Annotated in this window: 10 protein-coding genes; 8 read left to right on the forward strand and 2 right to left on the reverse strand. The window is 74.0% G+C overall.

The window, feature by feature from the left end; all coding sequences use genetic code 11:
- Positions 1-107: 107 nt before the first annotated feature.
- The 6 genes from ABVB68_RS10085 to ABVB68_RS10115 all read left to right on the forward strand — a co-directional run bounded on the left by ABVB68_RS10085 (position 108) and on the right by ABVB68_RS10115 (position 12,434).
- Positions 108-2,939, forward strand: a complete 2,832-nt coding sequence (locus ABVB68_RS10085; protein WP_353600551.1) for a serine/threonine kinase C-terminal domain-containing protein — start codon at positions 108-110, stop codon at positions 2,937-2,939.
- A 162-nt stretch (positions 2,940-3,101) separates the two neighbouring features.
- Complete coding sequence (locus tag ABVB68_RS10090; protein WP_353600552.1) at positions 3,102-4,931, forward strand: serine/threonine-protein kinase; 1,830 nt, start codon at positions 3,102-3,104, stop codon at positions 4,929-4,931.
- Positions 4,932-5,380: 449 nt separating this feature from the next.
- Positions 5,381-7,210: a serine/threonine-protein kinase gene (locus tag ABVB68_RS10095; protein ID WP_353600553.1), complete on the forward strand. Its 1,830-nt coding sequence runs from the start codon at positions 5,381-5,383 to the stop codon at positions 7,208-7,210.
- A gap of 433 nt (positions 7,211-7,643) precedes the next feature.
- A complete protein-coding gene (locus ABVB68_RS10105) occupies positions 7,644-8,771 on the forward strand; it encodes a serine/threonine-protein kinase (RefSeq protein WP_353600554.1) in 1,128 nt (375 codons plus the stop codon).
- A gap of 136 nt (positions 8,772-8,907) precedes the next feature.
- On the forward strand, positions 8,908-10,521 hold the full coding sequence (locus ABVB68_RS10110) for a succinic semialdehyde dehydrogenase (RefSeq protein ID WP_353600555.1): 1,614 nt from the start codon (positions 8,908-8,910) through the stop codon (positions 10,519-10,521).
- A 116-nt stretch (positions 10,522-10,637) separates the two neighbouring features.
- A complete protein-coding gene (locus ABVB68_RS10115) occupies positions 10,638-12,434 on the forward strand; it encodes a GMC family oxidoreductase N-terminal domain-containing protein (RefSeq protein ID WP_353600556.1) in 1,797 nt (598 codons plus the stop codon).
- A gap of 711 nt (positions 12,435-13,145) precedes the next feature.
- On the opposite strand, the gene ABVB68_RS10120 is transcribed toward ABVB68_RS10115, so the two are convergent.
- Entirely contained in the window at positions 13,146-13,532 is a 387-nt protein-coding gene (locus ABVB68_RS10120; protein ID WP_353600557.1) for a chorismate mutase, read from the reverse strand.
- 286 nt (positions 13,533-13,818) lie between these two features.
- Between ABVB68_RS10120 and guaA the strand changes: the two genes are divergently transcribed.
- Positions 13,819-15,399, forward strand: a complete 1,581-nt coding sequence (gene guaA / locus ABVB68_RS10125; RefSeq protein WP_353600558.1) for a glutamine-hydrolyzing GMP synthase — start codon at positions 13,819-13,821, stop codon at positions 15,397-15,399.
- 4 nt (positions 15,400-15,403) lie between these two features.
- On the opposite strand, the gene ABVB68_RS10130 is transcribed toward guaA, so the two are convergent.
- Positions 15,404-15,865 (reverse strand): pyridoxamine 5'-phosphate oxidase family protein, encoded by a 462-nt coding sequence (locus tag ABVB68_RS10130; RefSeq protein ID WP_353600559.1) that lies wholly within the window; start codon positions 15,863-15,865, stop codon positions 15,404-15,406.
- Between the two features lie 140 nt (positions 15,866-16,005).
- On the opposite strand from ABVB68_RS10130, the gene ABVB68_RS10135 reads away from it, so the two are divergent.
- Complete coding sequence (locus ABVB68_RS10135; RefSeq protein WP_353600560.1) at positions 16,006-16,800, forward strand: class II aldolase/adducin family protein; 795 nt, start codon at positions 16,006-16,008, stop codon at positions 16,798-16,800.
- Positions 16,801-16,876 lie beyond the last annotated feature (76 nt).

The raw sequence follows: 16,876 nt of genomic DNA on the forward strand, positions 1-16,876 counted from the left end.
TCCGGCACGTATCGTGAATGGTTGCGGATCGTACGCAGCCGGATAGGTGTGCGAAACGGGTCGTGACGCGAGCGGGTGTGACCAACCGGGCGGCCGGGGGAGGCCAAGTGGACGACTACGCGGGTCGGGTGCTCGCCGACCGCTACCGCCTTCCGCTGCCCCCCTCGGACGAGTACGAACTGACCGAGACCCGCGCCTTCGACACCTACAGCGGTCAGGAAGTGCTGGTCCGGCAGGTGCCGTTGCCGGAGGTCGTCGAGGCCGAGGTGCTCGACGCGGAGGGCCTGCCCGAGGGCTTCACCGCCCGCACGCGCGGCAGCCGCCCGGCGCCCGGCCCGCGCGACGCCACCCGGCGGCCCGCCGATCCCGCGGTGCGGCGCGCCGTCGAGGCCGTGCAGGCGGCGGCCCGCATTCCCGACCATCCGCGCCTGGACCAGGTCTTCGACGTGTTCGCCGAGGGCGGCTCGCTGTGGGTCGTCAGCGAGTTGGTGGCCGCGCGTCCGCTCTCCGCCTTGCTCGCCGAGCAGCCGCTGACGCCGTACCGGGCGGCCGAGGTCGCCTCCGACGTGCTCATGGCCCTGCGCGTGCTGCACGCGCACGGCTGGGTGCACCGCAACGTCACCGCCCGCACGGTCCTCGTCTGCGACGACGGACGCGTGATGCTGACCGGTCTCGCGGTCGGTGCGGCGGAGGAGGCGCTGTGCGGATACGACCCGGTGCCCGTCCAGGACGACCCGGGGACCCAAGCGGCGGCGGCCCTCGGCCCCGCAGGCGCGGCGCCCGGACGCGGTACGGCCTCCGCCGGGGGCCCGGGGCCGCGCACTGCCGGTGACTTCGATGCGGGTGCCGCCGCTGGTGCCCGCGGGCCGGGAGCCACCGGTGGCGGCGGGCCGGGTGTCGCGGGAGGCCGCGGTCCGGGTCCCGCCGGGGCGCTCGGGGGGCTTGGGGCGCTCGGGGTGGTCCCGGCCGCCGGGCGTGGGCCGGCGGGTGGGCGAGGGCCGGACGGCCTCTCCGGTCCGGGCGGGCGTACGGCGGGCGCATTCGGCGGGACGGGCGGCGCACCCCGCGCGGTCGGCGGGGCGGGCGCCGCTCCCGGCGGTGCGGCGGGCGCGGGCCGGGACTCGGCCGGTGAGGTCCGGGGGACCCCGGGTACGGGCGTGACCGGCGCTTTCGGCGACGGCGGGACTGCCGGGACCGGAGTGACCGGTGAAGTCTTCGGCGACGGCGGTGCGGCCGCGGCCGGCGGCGGGACGGATGCGGACGCCGATCCCGAGGCCGCGCGGCGGGCCGCGATCCAGGCCAGGATGGCCGGGGGGCTGCCGGTGCCGGGCGAGAACGGCGTGTCCGGCGGGGGGCCGGGTGCCCCCGCGAGACCTCTTCCGCCGGGACAGCGGGCCCTGGAGAGCGGCGACGACATCCGCGCCGCCCGGGCCGGCGCCATCGCCGCCTACCGCGCGGGCACCCGAGCGGCCGCCCGGGTGCAGGAGGCCCAGCAGAACGGGCGTGCCGCCCTGCCCGCGGCCAGGCCGGCCCCCGAGGACGGCGCCGGCACCCCCCGCGCCGGACTGGTCGCCGGCCGGCAGGGCACCGCGCCCTTCCCGCAGCCCCCCGCCCACGCACAGCCCCCCGTCCCCGCGCAGCCGGTGGGCCGTTGGGACGCGCCCGGTGGCGCAGGGGACCGGCACCGGGGTCCGGCCACCGCGCTGGCCGCCGAGCGGGCGCGGCAGGTACGGATGACCGTCGTGGGACCGGTGACCGAGCGGTGGTCGCCGGAACAGGCCGGCCCCGTGCACGAGAACTGGCAGCTGGCGGCGCCGATCGGGCCGGCCACCGATCTGTGGGCGCTGGGCGCGCTGTTGTTCCGGGCGGTCCAGGGCCATGCGCCCTACCCCGAGGAGTCGACGGCCGAGCTGGTGCAACTGGTGTGCGCCGAGCCGCCCGCGTTCGCCGAGGAGTGCGGACCGCTGCGGCCGGTCGTGGAGTCGCTGCTGCGTCAGGACCCCACCGACCGGCTCGACTTCGAGGAGCTGAGCGGCTGGCTGCGGTCCCTGGTGCGGTCCGCCCCCGAGCCGGACGCCGGGGCCCACGTCATCCCCGTCCCGCCCGCCGACCCGAGCCGGCTGCCGATCGTCCGGCGCCGCGGCGAGCTGGTGCGGCGGCGCCGCCGCACCAGGCTGCCCGAGCCCCACCCGCACGGCCGGCACAAGCGGGCCCGGGAGGAGGGCCGTTCACCGCGGAGCCTGGGCCGGACCCTGATCCTGCTGATCCTGCTCCTGCTGGCCGGCGCGATCGCGTACGCGATGCTGTTCATGCCGAAACAGAAGGACAGCGGCGCGGCCGGCGGCGACCGCACCGGCAGCGCCGGACAGGCCGGCCCCGCGCCCTCACGGTCGGCGCGGCCCCCGTCCGGGCAGGGCGCGCCGGACGACAGCCCCTCCGCGTCGGCGCCCGGCACCGAGACCCAGACCGGCGGTGACCCCGCCGTCGCCGACGGCTTCACCCTGCGCAAGGACCCGGACGGCTTCCGCGTCGCCGTCGCCGAGGGCTGGGACCGCACTCCCAGGAACGACAGCGGCCAGGTGGTCTACGCCCACGGGAACTTCGAGCTGATCGTCGTACCCGGGCGGGACAGCTCCTCGGCGTACGGCGGCGATCCGATGGCCTACCAGCGGGACAAGGAACGCGAACTGCAGCCGTACCGGGACTCGAGCTGGGCCACGGCCACCGGTCTGAAGACCATAGAGGTGGGCGGACGGACCATGGCCGAGGGGCAGTTCACCTGGACCGACGGGCAGGGGCGCGACCTGTTCGTGCGCAACACCGCGATCCTGCTGAACGGCCGCTACCACATCGTCCAGGTCCGCGGTCCGGAAGCCGAACGGGACGAGGTCACACGGCTGTACGAGCAGGCCGCCGCGACGTACCGCTACACAGGTTGAGCGCCCCGTACACCCCATGGGCGGGCCGGGACCGGGGAGCCGTCCGCGCGCGCGGGCGCCAACCGTCACAGGACTGTCACCTTGGTACCCCGCTTGTTCCCACAGCGGAGGCCGGTCCTTAGTCTGACCCTGTCAAGAGCATTGCGGGGCAACGTGAATCAGATGCAGGGCCTGCTCATAGCGGGCCGCTACCGGCTCGCCGACTCGATCGGCAGCGGCGGCATGGGCCGGGTGTGGCGCGCACACGACGAGGTGCTGCACCGTACCGTCGCCGTCAAGGAGCTGACCGCCGCGCTCTACGTCTCCGACAGCGACCGGGCGGTTCTGCTGGCCCGCACCCGGGCCGAGGCGCGGGCCGCCGCGCGCATCAACCACTCCGCCGTCGTCACCGTGCACGACGTGCTCGAACACGACGGCCGCCCGTGGATCGTGATGGAGCTGGTCGAGGGCCACTCGCTGGCCGACGCGGTCAAGGAGCAGGGGCGCATCGAGCCGCGCGAGGCAGCGCGGATAGGCCTGTGGGTGCTGCGGGCGCTGCGCGCCGCGCACTCCGCCGGCGTGCTGCACCGGGACATCAAGCCGGGCAACGTACTGCTCGGCCGGGACGGCCGGGTGCTGCTCACCGACTTCGGCATCGCCCAGATCGAGGGCGACACCACCATCACCCGCACCGGAGAGGTCGTCGGCTCGGTCGACTACCTCGCGCCCGAACGGGTGCGCGGCCACGACCCCGGCCCGTCCTCGGACCTGTGGGCGCTCGGGGCCACGCTGTACACGGCCGTCGAGGGGCGCTCGCCGTTCCGCCGCACCTCACCGCTGAGCACCATGCAGGCGGTCGTCGAGGAGGAGGCGGACGAGCCCGCCCACGCCGGCCCGCTCGGACCGGTCATCGCCGCCCTGCTGTCCAAGGAGCCGGACCGGCGGCCCGGGGCGGAGGAGGCGGAGCAGATGCTCGCCGAGGCGGCGGAGGGCCGCCGGCCGGACGCGGCGCAGGCCTTCGTGCCGACGCAGGGCTCGGGCGTGCACACCGGACGCTACGCCGGAACGCCCGGCGCCGGCGGCCACCACGGCACTTCGGCGTACGGGACCCACACCAGCGCTTCGGGACAAGGCTCCGGCTTCGGCTCCTCGGGACAGGGGCCCGGCTTCACCTCCTCGGGACAGGGGTCCGGCTTCGGCACCTCGGGACACGGGTCCGGCTTCGGCACCTCGGGACACGGGTCCGGCCAGGGCGCCGCGGGGGCCGCGGGCGTGGGGCGCTCGGCGACCGGGCCGACGGCGGTGGCGCCCGCGCCCGCCGGACCGACGGGCCGCGGACGCCCGGCCGGAGGACGCCCCCGGCGGCGGCTGCGCACCCTCGCGCTCGTCGTCGCCGTCGCTGCCGTGCTCGGCGGTGGCGCGGCGGTCGCCTTCCAGCAGTGGGACGGCTTCCGGCAGGACACCAGCGCGGACGGCGGCGCGAGCCCGGCCCCGGACACCTCCGGGAACGGCGGCGACGCACACGGTCAGGCGCGCCCCGCGGGCTGGGAGACCCACCACGACCCGCTGGGCTTCAGCCTCTCCCTGCCCAAGGGCTGGAAGCGCAGGGTCTTCGGCATCCAGGGCGACCTCAAGCAGATCGACTACACGCCCGACAACGGCCGGCACTTCGTCCGCATCGCCATCGACGGCTCACCCGACTTCGCCGACGCCACCCAGCACCAGCAGGACCTCGAGCAGCAGTTGCAGCGGTTGGTCGACTACAAGCGCGTGGCCCTGAAGGCGAACATCTACCGCGACCGCAAGAGCTCGCTGTGGGAGTACACCTGGACGGCGCTGGCGAAGGACCCGCCCTACGTCGCCGGTCCCCGGCACGCCATCGAGGAGACGTACTTCTCGCGCCAGGGCACCGAGTACGCCATCTACATGTCGACGCCCGCCGAGGACTGGGAGAGGACCAGCAGGCAGTTCAAGTGGGTGCTGCAGAGCTGGCAGCAGCCGAGCGAGGGCTGACCGGCCGACGTCACCGGGGCGGCTGAACGCCCGTGTGTGCCGGGGAGTTCGGGGCGGTGGATGGGGCCGGGACGCCGGGAGATGCCGGGCGTGCGGGGGGCCTGGGGGCGGTGGGCGTCACCGGGTCGGCTGAAGGTGCCGGGTGGGCGGGGGACTTCAGGGCGGTGGACGGTGCTGGGACGCCGGGAGATGCCGGGCATCCCGGGGGCCAAGGGGCGGTGGGGGTCACCGGGACGGTCGAAGGCCCGTGTGTGCCGGGGAGTTCGGGGCGGCGGATGGCGCTGGGACGCCGGGCGCGCAGGGGGCCTCGGGGCGGTGGGCGTCACCGGGACGGCTGAAGGTGCCGGGCGGGTCGCGGGCGGTGAGTCGGCTGAAAATGGCAGGCTGGGTGGCCCCCTTGGCCGATCGGTGCCCCGGAGCGCATGGGTCCGGTGCGGCATGATGGGCCCATGGGGACCGAGGGCGCCGACTTCCGGGTGATCGCGGGCCGTTACCGCCTGGAGGCACGCATCGGGCGCGGCGGCATGGGCGTCGTGTGGCGGGCGAGCGACCTGGTGCTCGGCCGGCGGGTGGCGGTCAAGGAACTCCTCCCGGACGACTCGCTCCCGGAGGGCGACGCGCGCCGCCGCCGTGACCGCACCTTCCGCGAGGCCCGGGCGGTCGCCCAGCTGCGGCACCCGCACATCATCGTGGTGCACGACGTGGTGGAGCAGGACGAACGCCCCTACCTGGTCATGGAGTTGGTGGACGGCGGTTCGCTCGCCGACCGGATCTCCCGGCAGGGCCCGGTCGACGCCGCCGAGGCCGCGCGGATCGGCATCGCGCTGCTGAGCGCGGTGCACACCGCGCACGAGGCCGGCGTGCTGCACCGGGACATCAAGCCCGCGAACGTCCTGATCGAGTCCGGCACCGACCGGGTCGTGCTCACCGACTTCGGCATCGCACAGGTCGAGGGCGCCACCACGCTGACCGAGACCGGTTCCTTCGTGGGCTCGCCCGAGTACACCGCGCCGGAGCGGATGTCCGGGCTGCGGACCGGGCCGGAGTCCGACCTGTGGTCGCTGGGCGCGCTGCTGTGCACGGTCCTCAGCGGCGAGTCGCCGTTCCGGCGCGACTCGCTGGGCGGCATCCTGCACGCCGTCGTCGCCGACGACATCCGGCCCCCCGCGGAGGCCGCACCGCTGCTGCCCGTCGTACGGGGCCTGCTGGAACGCGACCCGGACCGGCGGCTGGCCGCGGCGGACGCCGAGCGGATGCTGCGGGCCTTCCTGGAGACGGGCCGCACCCCGGCCGCGCCGGGCGGCACCGGCCCGTCGGCTGCGCACGGCACCGTCCGCATCCCCAGGCTCGGCGGAGGCCGGACACCGAGATCCGGCGCCGCCGGAAGCCCCGCCACCGGGTCCGGGGCCGCCGGGCCCTTCGGCAGCCGGCCGCCGGAGGCCCCGGCGCCCCACCCCCCGACGCAGCCGGACCTCCCGTACGGCGGCTCGTCCCCGTCCGGCGTGCCCCGGCCGTCGGCGCAGTCCCCCGCCCGGCCGTCCCCGCGCACGGTGCTGATCGCGGCGGTGCTCGTGGCCGCGCTGGCCGGGGCCGGTGTGTCGGCCGCGGCGCTGTTGCTGCACCACGGCGGTGACGGGGGCGGCGGCACGCCGGGCGGTACGGCGACGACCCCGGCGCCCGGAACCGGCGCGAGCACGGGCGCGAGCCGGGGACCGACCGCCGGCACGCCACGCCCGAGCGCCGGCACGTCCCGCCCGACCGCCCCGGGGACCTCGCCGCGGCCCAGGGGGGTGGGGGCGGGCACCGGCGCGACCACCACCGACACGCCCACGGCACCCTCGGGTTACCGCATCGCACGGGACCCGGAGGGCTTCGCCCTCGCCGTACCGGAGGGGTTCACCCGCAGCCCCCAGGGCGAGCGGGTCTTCTACCTGTCGCCCGGTGAGACCTTCCGCCTCGGCATCAAGGTCTCCGGACCTCAACCGGGCGGCCCGCACGCGGTGATGGACCGCTCGGCCGCCAGAGGGCCGGCCACCAACCCCGGTTACCACGACGGCCGGGTCACCCCGACCGCGCACCGCGGACACCCGGCCGCGCTGTGGGAGTTCACCTGGGACGGCTTCAGCGCCGCGGAGGGCCCCCGGCACACCTACGACCTGTGCTGGGAAGAGGCGGGGCGGACGTACGACGTGTGGGTGTCGGCGCCGCTGGACGACGTGCGCGACGCGCGGGAGTACTTCGACGTGGCGCTCAGCACCTTCTCGGTCCCGGGCGGCTGAGCCGTTCGGCCACCGCACGAGGCCGGGGGGCGGGTGCGAGCCGGAAGCCGGGGGCGGGTGCGAGCCGGCGGTCGGCCACCGGGGCGGGGACGACGGCGGCGACCGCACGGCCTGCGGCCGGTGCTCGTCCGTCCTGCGCGTGGAGTCCCGGGGAGGGGCGCGCGGTGTTCGTCGGTGACCTCCTGCACGGCCCGGTCCGGATCCTGCGGCCGGAGTGCGGCAGCAGGTTCTGCCTCGACCGGCGAAGGAGGCCGCGATCAGGAAGCGGGTACTGCAACGTGCGGCGAGGGAAGGGGAGTTGGTCGTCCCCGCCCACTTCGCCGGGGCCGGCGCCGTGGAGGTGCGCGAGCCGCGGCACGGCTTCTGCCCGCACCGATGGGCCGCCTGACCGCCCGCTTCGACAACGGCGTGGTGCGCACGATAGTCATGGGGCATGACTGCAGACGGCGAACGCCCGCCCGACGGACGTCTGATCGGCGGCCGCTACCGGTTGACCGGGCGCCTCGGAACCGGGCCGGCCGGGACGGTGTGGCGCGCCCGGGACGAACAGACGCGGACCCGCGTCGCCGTCAAGGAGCCGCTGCTGCCCGGCGATCCGGCCGACGACGAGGAGAGTGGGCGTCTCGCCCACCGCCTCTACCGTGAGGCCCGCACCGCCACCCGGGTACGGCACCCTTCCGCCGTCACGGTGTACGACGTCGTCACCGAGGACAAGGTCCCGTGGATCGTCATGGAGTTGGTGGAGGGCGAGTCCCTGCACGAGGTCCTGCGGCGGGGGCCCCTGCCGCACACCGAGGCCGCCCGCATCGGTCTCGCGGTGCTCGGCGCCCTGCGTGCCGCCCACGCCGTCGGCATCGTGCACCGGGACGTCAAGCCGGCCAACGTCCTGCTGGAATCCGGCACCGGGCGGGTCGTCCTCACGGACTTCGGGATCGGCGACGGGCATGTCGACGACGCCCCCGCCGGGTTCGTGGCCCCGGAGCGGGCGGCGGGGCCGGGCGCCGGCCCGGCCTCCGACCTGTGGTCCCTCGGGGCGCTGCTCCGGGCCGCCTGCGGCAGCGGGGGACCGGGCCCGCTCGGACCCCTGCTGGACCGGCTGCACGCCGACGCGCCCGAGAAGCGGCCCGACGCGGAGGAGACCGACGCGGCACTGCGCGACGTCCTGGGCCTGACGTCCGTACCGGACACCCCACCGGGCACCGCGCACGAGCGGGAGCCGGAGCCGGAGCCGGATCCGGAGCGTCGACCGGTGCCGAAGGCCCGGTCCGTGACCGCCGGACCCGCCCAGGGACCCACCCCCGCCGCGCCCACCGCCCGCCCCGCCGACGCACCTGCTGTCGCCCTCGCCGACGCGCCCACCCCCTCGTCCCCCGCCGCGCCCACCGCCCGCCCCGCCGACGCACCTCTCGCCGCTCCCCCCGACACACCCACCCCCTCATCCCCCGACACACCCACCCCCACGTCCGCCGACGCATCCGCCGCCCGCCCCGCCGATCCCCGGCGCCGTACCCCGCTCGCCGCTCTCGGTCTGCTGCTGGCGAGAAAACCGGGAGCCGACTGATCGTCGTGCTCGGCGGTGCGCCAACGGCCTGATCAGCGCATTCAGTGCCAGTGATCACTGGCAGCGTGTGAGCGGTCCGTGAATCCCCGTTACCGACGGGTACACAAAGTTTCCGTACCGGCATACCCTGCGCCTCATGACGGACACGCAGGCCCCGGACATCGCCGGTACCAACCCCCTCGCGCCCGCCCCCGAAGGGGCCCGCACCGCCGCCGACGTGGTCACGCCGGAACTGGTGGCCCAGTTGACCAAGGGCGTCGTCGGCTCCGGCCGCACCGCCAACCACACCCCGTTCACCGGCGAGAAGCTGGCCGACCTGCCCGAGTCCACCCCCGAGGACGTACGGCGGGCCTTCGAGGCGGCCCGTGCCGCGCAGACCGTGTGGGAGAAGGTCCCGGTACGGCAGCGGGCTGCCGTCCTGCTCCGCTTCCACGATCTGCTCCTCGAACGGCAGGCCGAGGTCCTCGACCTCGTACAGCTGGAGACCGGCAAGGCCCGTCTGCACGCGCACGAGGAGGTGCAGGCGGTCGCCGTCGCGGCCCGCCACTACGGCCGCCGGGCCGCCGCCTACCTGCGCCCGAAGCGGCACGCCGGTGCCGTACCGGCCCTCACCAAGGTGCTCGAACTACGCCACCCGCGTGGGGTCGTGGGCCAGATCGCCCCCTGGAACTACCCGCTGGAGCTGTCCGTCGGCGACGCGCTGCCCGCCTTCGCCGCCGGCAACGCGGTGGTGATGAAGCCGGACACCGAGACCTGCCTGACCGCCCTGTGGGCCCGTGACCTGCTCATCGAGGCGGGACTGCCCGAGGGCGTCTTCCAGGTCGTCCTCGGCGACGGCCCGGTCGTCGGTCCCGAACTGGTCAGGCACGCCGACTACGTCTCCTTCACCGGCTCCACCCGCACCGGCCGCGAGGTCGCCCAGGGGGCCGCCGCCCGCCTGGTCGGCGTCTCCCTCGAACTCGGCGGCAAGAACGCCATGCTGGTGCTGGAGGACGCCGACATCGAGAAGGCCGCCGCCGGCGCCGTCCGCGCCTGCTTCTCCTCGGCCGGCCAACTGTGCATCTCCATCGAGCGGTTGTACGTCCACGAGGCGGTCGCCGAGGCCTTCCTCGAGCGCTTCGCCGCCCGCACCCGGGCCATGCGGCTCGGCAACTCCCTCGCCTACGGCGCCGACATGGGCTCGCTGGTGGGGGAGCGGCAGCTCAAGACCGTCGAACGGCACGTCCAGGAGGCCGTCGCCAAGGGCGCGAAGGTGATCACGGGCGGAGTGGCCCGCCCCGACATCGGCCCCTACTTCTTCGAGCCCACCATCCTCGACGACGTCGAGGACTCGATGGCCGTGTGCGAGGAGGAGACCTTCGGTCCGGTCGTCTCGGTCTACCGCTTCCGTGACGAGGACGAGGCCGTCGAACGCGCCAACGCCACGCCGTACGGCCTGAACGCGTCCGTGTGGACGAAGAACGCCCGCCGCGGCCTGGACGTCGCCTCCCGGCTGCGCACCGGCACGGTCAACGTCAACGAGGGCTACGCCCCCGCCTACGGCAGCGTCCAGTCCCCGATGGGCGGCATGAAGGACTCCGGCCTCGGCCGCCGCCACGGCTCCGAGGGCATCCTCAAGTACACCGAGGCCCAGACGGTGGCCCGGCAGCGCCTGCTGCCGATGGCGCCCTCGCTGGGCATGGACGACAAGAAGTACGCCGCCTTCATGAGCCGCAGTCTGCGCCTGATGAAGGCGTTCCGCTTCAAGTAGCCCGCCAGGGGCGCGGAGTAGCCCCCCAGGGGCGCGGGGCCGTACCGACACACGGCCGCGCGCCCGGGCGCCCGTCCCCCGACGGCCCGCACGCGACACTCGACGAGGAGACACCCGTGCCCCAGGACGCTTACGACTACGACGTCCTCATCGTCGGCTCAGGCTTCGGCGGTTCGGTTTCCGCCCTGCGCCTCACCGAGAAGGGATACAAGGTAGGCGTCCTGGAAGCCGGCCGCCGCTTCACCCGCGAGACCCTGCCGAAGAACTCCTGGGACCTGAAGAACTACCTCTGGGCACCGAAGCTCGGCATGTTCGGCATCCAGCGCATCCACCTGCTGGGCAATGTGATGGTGCTGGCCGGCGCGGGCGTGGGCGGCGGTTCGCTCAACTACGCCAACACCCTCTACGTACCGCCGAAGGCCTTCTTCGACGACCCGCAGTGGAAGGACGTCACCGACTGGCACGAGGAGCTGAAGCCGTACTACGACCAGGCCCGGCGCATGCTCGGCGTACGGCTCAACCCGACGATGACGCCCTCCGACGTGCACCTGAAGGCGGCGGCACAGCGGATGGGCGTCGGCGACACCTTCCACCTCGCGCCGGTCGGCGTCTTCTTCGGCGACGGCGAGGACGCCGACGGGGCGGCGAAGGCGAAGCCGGGCGAGCGGGTGGCCGATCCCTACTTCGGCGGCGCCGGCCCCGAGCGCAGGGCGTGCACGGAGTGCGGCGAGTGCATGACCGGCTGCCGGCACGGCGCGAAGAACACCCTCAACGAGAACTACCTCTACCTCGCCGAGAAGGCGGGCGCGGTGGTCCATCCCCTGACGACGGTCGTGTCCGTCACGGACGACTCGCGCGGCGGGTACGCGGTGGCGACCCTGCCGACGGACCGGAAGAAGAAGGGCGAGGGCCGGATCTTCACCGCGCGCAAGGTCGTCCTCGCGGCCGGCACCTACGGCACGCAGACCCTGCTGCACCGGATGAGGGCGAGCGGCCGGCTGCCGCACCTGTCGGACCGGCTGGGCGAGCTGACCCGCACCAACTCCGAGGCGCTGGTCGGCGCGCAGACCGACAACCGCCGCTACCGCAAGGCGACCGGCGAGCCGAGGGCCGACTTCACGCGGGGTGTCGCCATCACGTCCTCGATCCACCCCGACGAGAACACCCACATCGAACCCGTCCGGTACGGCAAGGGCTCCAACTCCATGGGCGGCCTGTCGATCCTGCAGGTGCCGTACGCCGAGGGCTCCTCCCGGGCGCTGGCCTGGCTGGCGAACGCCGCCCGGCACCCCCTGCTGGTCGCCCGCTCCCTGTCCAACCGGCGCTGGTCGGAGCGGACCATCATCGGCCTGGTGATGCAGTCGCTGGACAACTCCTTGACGACGTACCTGAAGCCCGGCGGCCTCGGCAAAGGCCTGCTGACCGCCCGGCAGGGGCACGGCGCACCCAACCCCAAGCAGATCAGGGCCGCCACGGAGGCCGCCTCCGTGCTCGCCGCCGAGATCAACGGCTTCGCCGGCAGCAACGTCGGCGAGCTGATGGGGACCCCGCTCACCGCGCACTTCCTCGGCGGCTGCCCCATCGGGGACTCCCCGCGGACCGGCGTGATCGACCCGTACCACCGGCTGTACGGCCACCCCGGCATCTCGGTCGTGGACGGTGCGGCGGTCTCGGCGAACCTGGGTGTGAACCCCTCCCTGACGATCACCGCACAGGCCGAGCGCGCGATGTCCTTCTGGCCGAACAAGGGCGAGGAGGATCCGCGCCCGGCACCGGGGGCGGTGTACGAGCGGCTCAAGCCGGTGGAACCGCTGGCCCCGGCCGTACCGGCGGACGCGTTCGGTGCGCTGCGGCTGCCGTTCCTCGGGATGCCGGCGGTGCCCCCGAAGCAGGCCGGGGACGCGATGTCCTGAACGGCGAAGAGGGACCTGCCTCCCCCTCCGAAGGCAGGTCCCTCTGGCCGTTTTGTTGATCTGGCAGGTTTGATCAGCGAAAAGCGCGAAGGGTTGCTCCGGTTGCGCGGCTTTGCCGTGTGGGATGGGTCACAGTGGGCACGATGAAGGGCCCCGCGGGACGGAGAGGCCGCGGGGCCCTTCTTGCGGTCAGCACCGGCGTCGGGGCAGCGCCGGTGCCAGGACGCGGCGCCGGGGGGTCGCGCCGCTCGTTCGGTGCGGTGTGGCGGATGGTCCGGTCGCTCGGATGGTCCGGTCGCTCGGATGGTCCGGGTCCCGCTCCCGGGTGGGCTCGGGTCCAGCTCCCGGGGGCTTGCTGCACCCGATGCCGTGGTCTGCGCCGGGACTGGGGGCTGAGGCGCATCGTGGCGGACGGCCACGGCATCCGCGCGCGTCCGACCTGGCAGTGGTGCCTGTGTGCAGTTTTCCGCCGATCGGCCCCGGGCGTCCCCGGAGCCGACCGTTCTCTTGGGTGACCGGGCTGCTGTCCCCTGCCGTCCGGTCACGTCCTGGAGCGAGGTCCCACGGCGTTCGGCACGACCCGTACGCCTCATCGCTCCAGCGAGCCACGCGTGGTTCTGTCGGGCCCGCCCCTGGCTGGCACGGACATCCCCCTCAACGAGGCGGTGCGCCGGGCGGTCACGCGCCGTACGGGTGAGAGCGGGACCGAACTCAGATACGACCCCGGCTCAGCTCCAGCAGGGTCATGGCGAGGGCGGTGCCGGGCCTGCCGAGGGCGTCGCGGTAGCGGCCGAGGATCTCCATCTCGCGGGAGAGGTGCACCCGGCGCCCGCCGGACGCGATCCGGGTCTGCTGGACGACGGCGGAGACGGCCATCCGCTCCTGGACGAGGCCGATGATCCGGTCGTCGAGCGCGTCGATGCGCTCCCGGGCACCGGCGATGGCGGCTTCGGGGGTGGAGGCCGTTCCCGGGACGGGGGCCGGCCTCGGGGCGGAGGCCGGATCGGGGGTGGAGGTCGTTCGCGGGGCGGAGGGCGCTTGCGCGGTGGAGGGCGTCTCCGTGAGGGAGGCCGCTTCCGGGGTGGTGGTCGTGGTCACGTCGGGCTCCTGGTGCGGGAGGTGGAGGCCCTGGAACGGCAGAACCCGGAAAACGACAGGCGCCCCGGGCCTTGTCGGCCCGGGGCGCCTGGGAAGTCGCTTGGCGTTCGGCTCAAGCAGCACGACCATGGCAGCCGGCGGGCCGGGTGCCATAGGTAAAGAAGCGGGTCGTCTGCGAGAGCATGCCGTCAGTATGCCACGGCCGTCCCCGACGCTGGTCCGGGCTCGATGCCCACCCCGTTAGAATCGACGTACAGACCCCCGCCCCACCGCCGGAAGGCACCCCGTGTCATCAGCGACCCAGTCTGCCGCCACCCCCGACACCGTCCTGGTCGTCGACTTCGGCGCGCAGTACGCCCAGCTCATCGCCCGTCGCGTCCGCGAGGCGCGGGTCTACAGCGAGATCGTGCCGAGCACCATGCCGGTCCAGGAGATGCTCGCCAGGAACCCCGCGGCGATCATCCTCTCTGGAGGCCCCTCGTCCGTGTACGAGGAGGGCGCCCCCCGCCTCGACCGCGAGCTCTTCGAGGCCGGCGTCCCCGTCTTCGGCATGTGCTACGGCTTCCAGCTGATGGCCCAGGTCCTCGGCGGCACCGTCGACAACACCGGCGCCCGCGAGTACGGCCGTACCGACCTGCACGTCGCCAAGAACTCCTCCACCCTCTTCGAGGGCACCCCGGGCGAGCAGCACGTGTGGATGTCGCACGGTGACGCCTGCTCCGCCGCGCCCGAGGGCTTCTCGGTCACCGCGTCCACGGACGTCGTGCCCGTCGCCGCCTTCGAGAACGACGAGAAGAAGCTCTACGGCGTCCAGTACCACCCCGAGGTCATGCACTCCACGCACGGCCAGCAGGTGCTCGAGCACTTCCTGTACCGCGGTGCCGGCCTGAAGCCGAACTGGACCACCGGCAGCGTGATCGAGGAGCAGGTCGCCGCGATCCGCGAGCAGGTCGGCGACAAGCGCGCCATCTGCGGCCTGTCCGGCGGTGTGGACTCCGCCGTCGCCGCCGCCCTCGTCCAGAAGGCCATCGGCTCCCAGCTGACCTGCGTGTACGTCGACCACGGCCTGATGCGCAAGGGCGAGACCGAGCAGGTCGAGAAGGACTTCGTGGCCTCGACCGGCGTCAAGCTGGTCGTCGTGGACGCGGAGGAGCGCTTCCTCACCGCGCTCAAGGGCGTCTCCGACCCGGAGGAGAAGCGGAAGATCATCGGCCGCGAGTTCATCCGCGTCTTCGAGCAGGCGCAGGCCGAGATCATCGCCGACGAGGGCCCGGCCGTGGAGTTCCTGGTCCAGGGCACCCTGTACCCGGACGTGGTCGAGTCCGGCGGCGGCACCGGCACCGCCAACATCAAGTCGCACCACAACGTCGGCGGACTGCCCGAGGACCTCGAGTTCCAGCTGATCGAGCCGCTGCGCAAGCTGTTCAAGGACGAGGTCCGGATGGTCGGCCAGGAACTGGGCCTGCCCGAGGAGATCGTCCATCGCCAGCCCTTCCCCGGCCCCGGCCTCGGCATCCGCATCGTCGGCGAGGTCACCAGGGAGCGCCTGGACCTGCTCCGCGACGCCGACGCCATCGCCCGCGAGGAGCTGACCGCGGCCGGCCTGGACCGCGACATCTGGCAGTGCCCGGTGGTCCTCCTCGCCGACGTCCGCTCGGTCGGCGTCCAGGGCGACGGCCGCACCTACGGCCACCCGATCGTCCTGCGCCCGGTCTCCTCCGAGGACGCCATGACCGCCGACTGGTCCCGGCTGCCGTACGACGTCCTCGCGAAGATCTCGACCCGGATCACCAACGAGGTCCGGGACGTCAACCGCGTCGTCCTCGACGTGACCTCGAAGCCGCCGGGCACCATCGAGTGGGAGTAATTCCCTAGGTCCTCCTGAGAGTGCGCACCGGCTCTCCGGGTTTCCAGACCTGGACGACCAGGAACCGATCGTCCTCGACGTAGGTCCGTACGACCTCCGTCAGTTCGGTGCGGAAGAGGTGGAACGGCTGCGGCGGTTCCACCTCTTTCACGTACCCGGCCTTGGCCGCGCCGTCCTCGACCTCGACGGCCCGCCCGCCGATCCGGACGTCCCCGCCGCCCACGTCCGGGCCCGGATTCGCCTGGAGCGCGAAGCGCGGGTCGCGGCGCAGGTCGAGGACCTTCAGCGAGTCCGGCATCATGCCGAGCCACAACTCCCCGCCGAGAAAGCGGACCTCCAGACCGGTGGTGCGGGGTGACCCGTCCTTGCGCAGAGTCGCGAGGACGTGGTGCCGGTGGGCGCCGAAGCGCTCCTCGGCGACCGCCGCCAGCGCGGGTGCGGCGGTGGTGAAGGCTGCCCAGTTCATACACGCCAGTCTTCCGGCCAATACCGACAGCCTCTGTCGGGTATTCGCTGCGTACGTCTTCTTCACGAACCGGCTCTGCCCTTTTTCGCCGGCCGGAGGTAACTTCCGGCCCGTACGGCAATTCCCACGCTGGAGGACCTATGCACGGGCCCACCCCGCCCCTGCCGCTGCCCACCGACCAGCTGCAGTTCGCCATGCCACCGATGCACGACTCGGTCGAGGACGAACGACGGCATCGCAAGGAGCGGCTCGCCGGCGCCCTGCGGATCTTCGGGCGCAACGGCTTCGAGGACGGAGTGTCCGGGCACATCACCGCCCGGGACCCCGAATTCACCGACTGCTTCTGGGTCAATCCGTTCGGGATGCCGTTCCGGCACGTCACCGTCGGCGATCTCGTCCTCGCCAACCAGGACGGGCAGGTCGTCGAGGGCCGCTACCACATCAACCAGGCCGCGTTCACCGTGCACGCACAGGTCCACGCCGCCCGCCCGGACGTCGTCGCCGTCGCCCACTGCCACTCCGTGCACGGCCGCGCCGTCGCCGCGCTCGGCGACCTCATCGACCCCATCACCCAGGAGAGCTGCGCCTTCTACGAGGACGTGGCGCTCTACGACGCCTACAGCGGGGTCACCGTCGACGCCGAGGAGGGCCGCCGGATCGCGGCCGCGCTCGACTCCCGCAAGGCCCTCGTGCTGCGCAACCACGGGCTGCTCACCGTCGGCGACTCGGTCGACGCGGCCGCCTGGTGGTTCCTGTCCCTGGAGCGGTCCTGCCAGGTCCAGCTGATGGCGAAGGCGGCCGGCCGCCCGGTCCTCATCGACCACAAACAGGCCGTCGCCACCCGCGAACAGCTCGGCGGCGACCTGGTGGCCTGGATCAACTACCAGCCCCTCTGGCAGGACATCAGCCGCAGCGAACCGGACCTGCTCAGCTGAGGCCGGCAGGGACCGGCCGCGTCCGGCAGCGTCCGGCAGCCGGCCGCCCGCGGCCTGCCGCAGTTGGTCGGTGCCC

This window comes from Streptomyces sp. NPDC096012, from assembly GCF_040426375.1.
Lineage (GTDB): Bacteria > Actinomycetota > Actinomycetes > Streptomycetales > Streptomycetaceae > Streptomyces.

What these genes read in the sequence shown, in the direction of transcription:
- ABVB68_RS10090 (WP_353600552.1), top strand. Translation starts at nt 3,102, where the DNA reads ATGCAGGGCCTGCTCATAGCGGGCCGCTACCGGCTCGCCGACTCGATC.
- ABVB68_RS10095 (WP_353600553.1), top strand. Translation starts at nt 5,381, where the DNA reads ATGGGGACCGAGGGCGCCGACTTCCGGGTGATCGCGGGCCGTTACCGC.
- ABVB68_RS10105 (WP_353600554.1), top strand. Translation starts at nt 7,644, where the DNA reads ATGACTGCAGACGGCGAACGCCCGCCCGACGGACGTCTGATCGGCGGC.
- ABVB68_RS10110 (WP_353600555.1), top strand. Translation starts at nt 8,908, where the DNA reads ATGACGGACACGCAGGCCCCGGACATCGCCGGTACCAACCCCCTCGCG.
- ABVB68_RS10130 (WP_353600559.1), bottom strand. Translation starts at nt 15,865, where the DNA reads ATGAACTGGGCAGCCTTCACCACCGCCGCACCCGCGCTGGCGGCGGTC.
- ABVB68_RS10135 (WP_353600560.1), top strand. Translation starts at nt 16,006, where the DNA reads ATGCACGGGCCCACCCCGCCCCTGCCGCTGCCCACCGACCAGCTGCAG.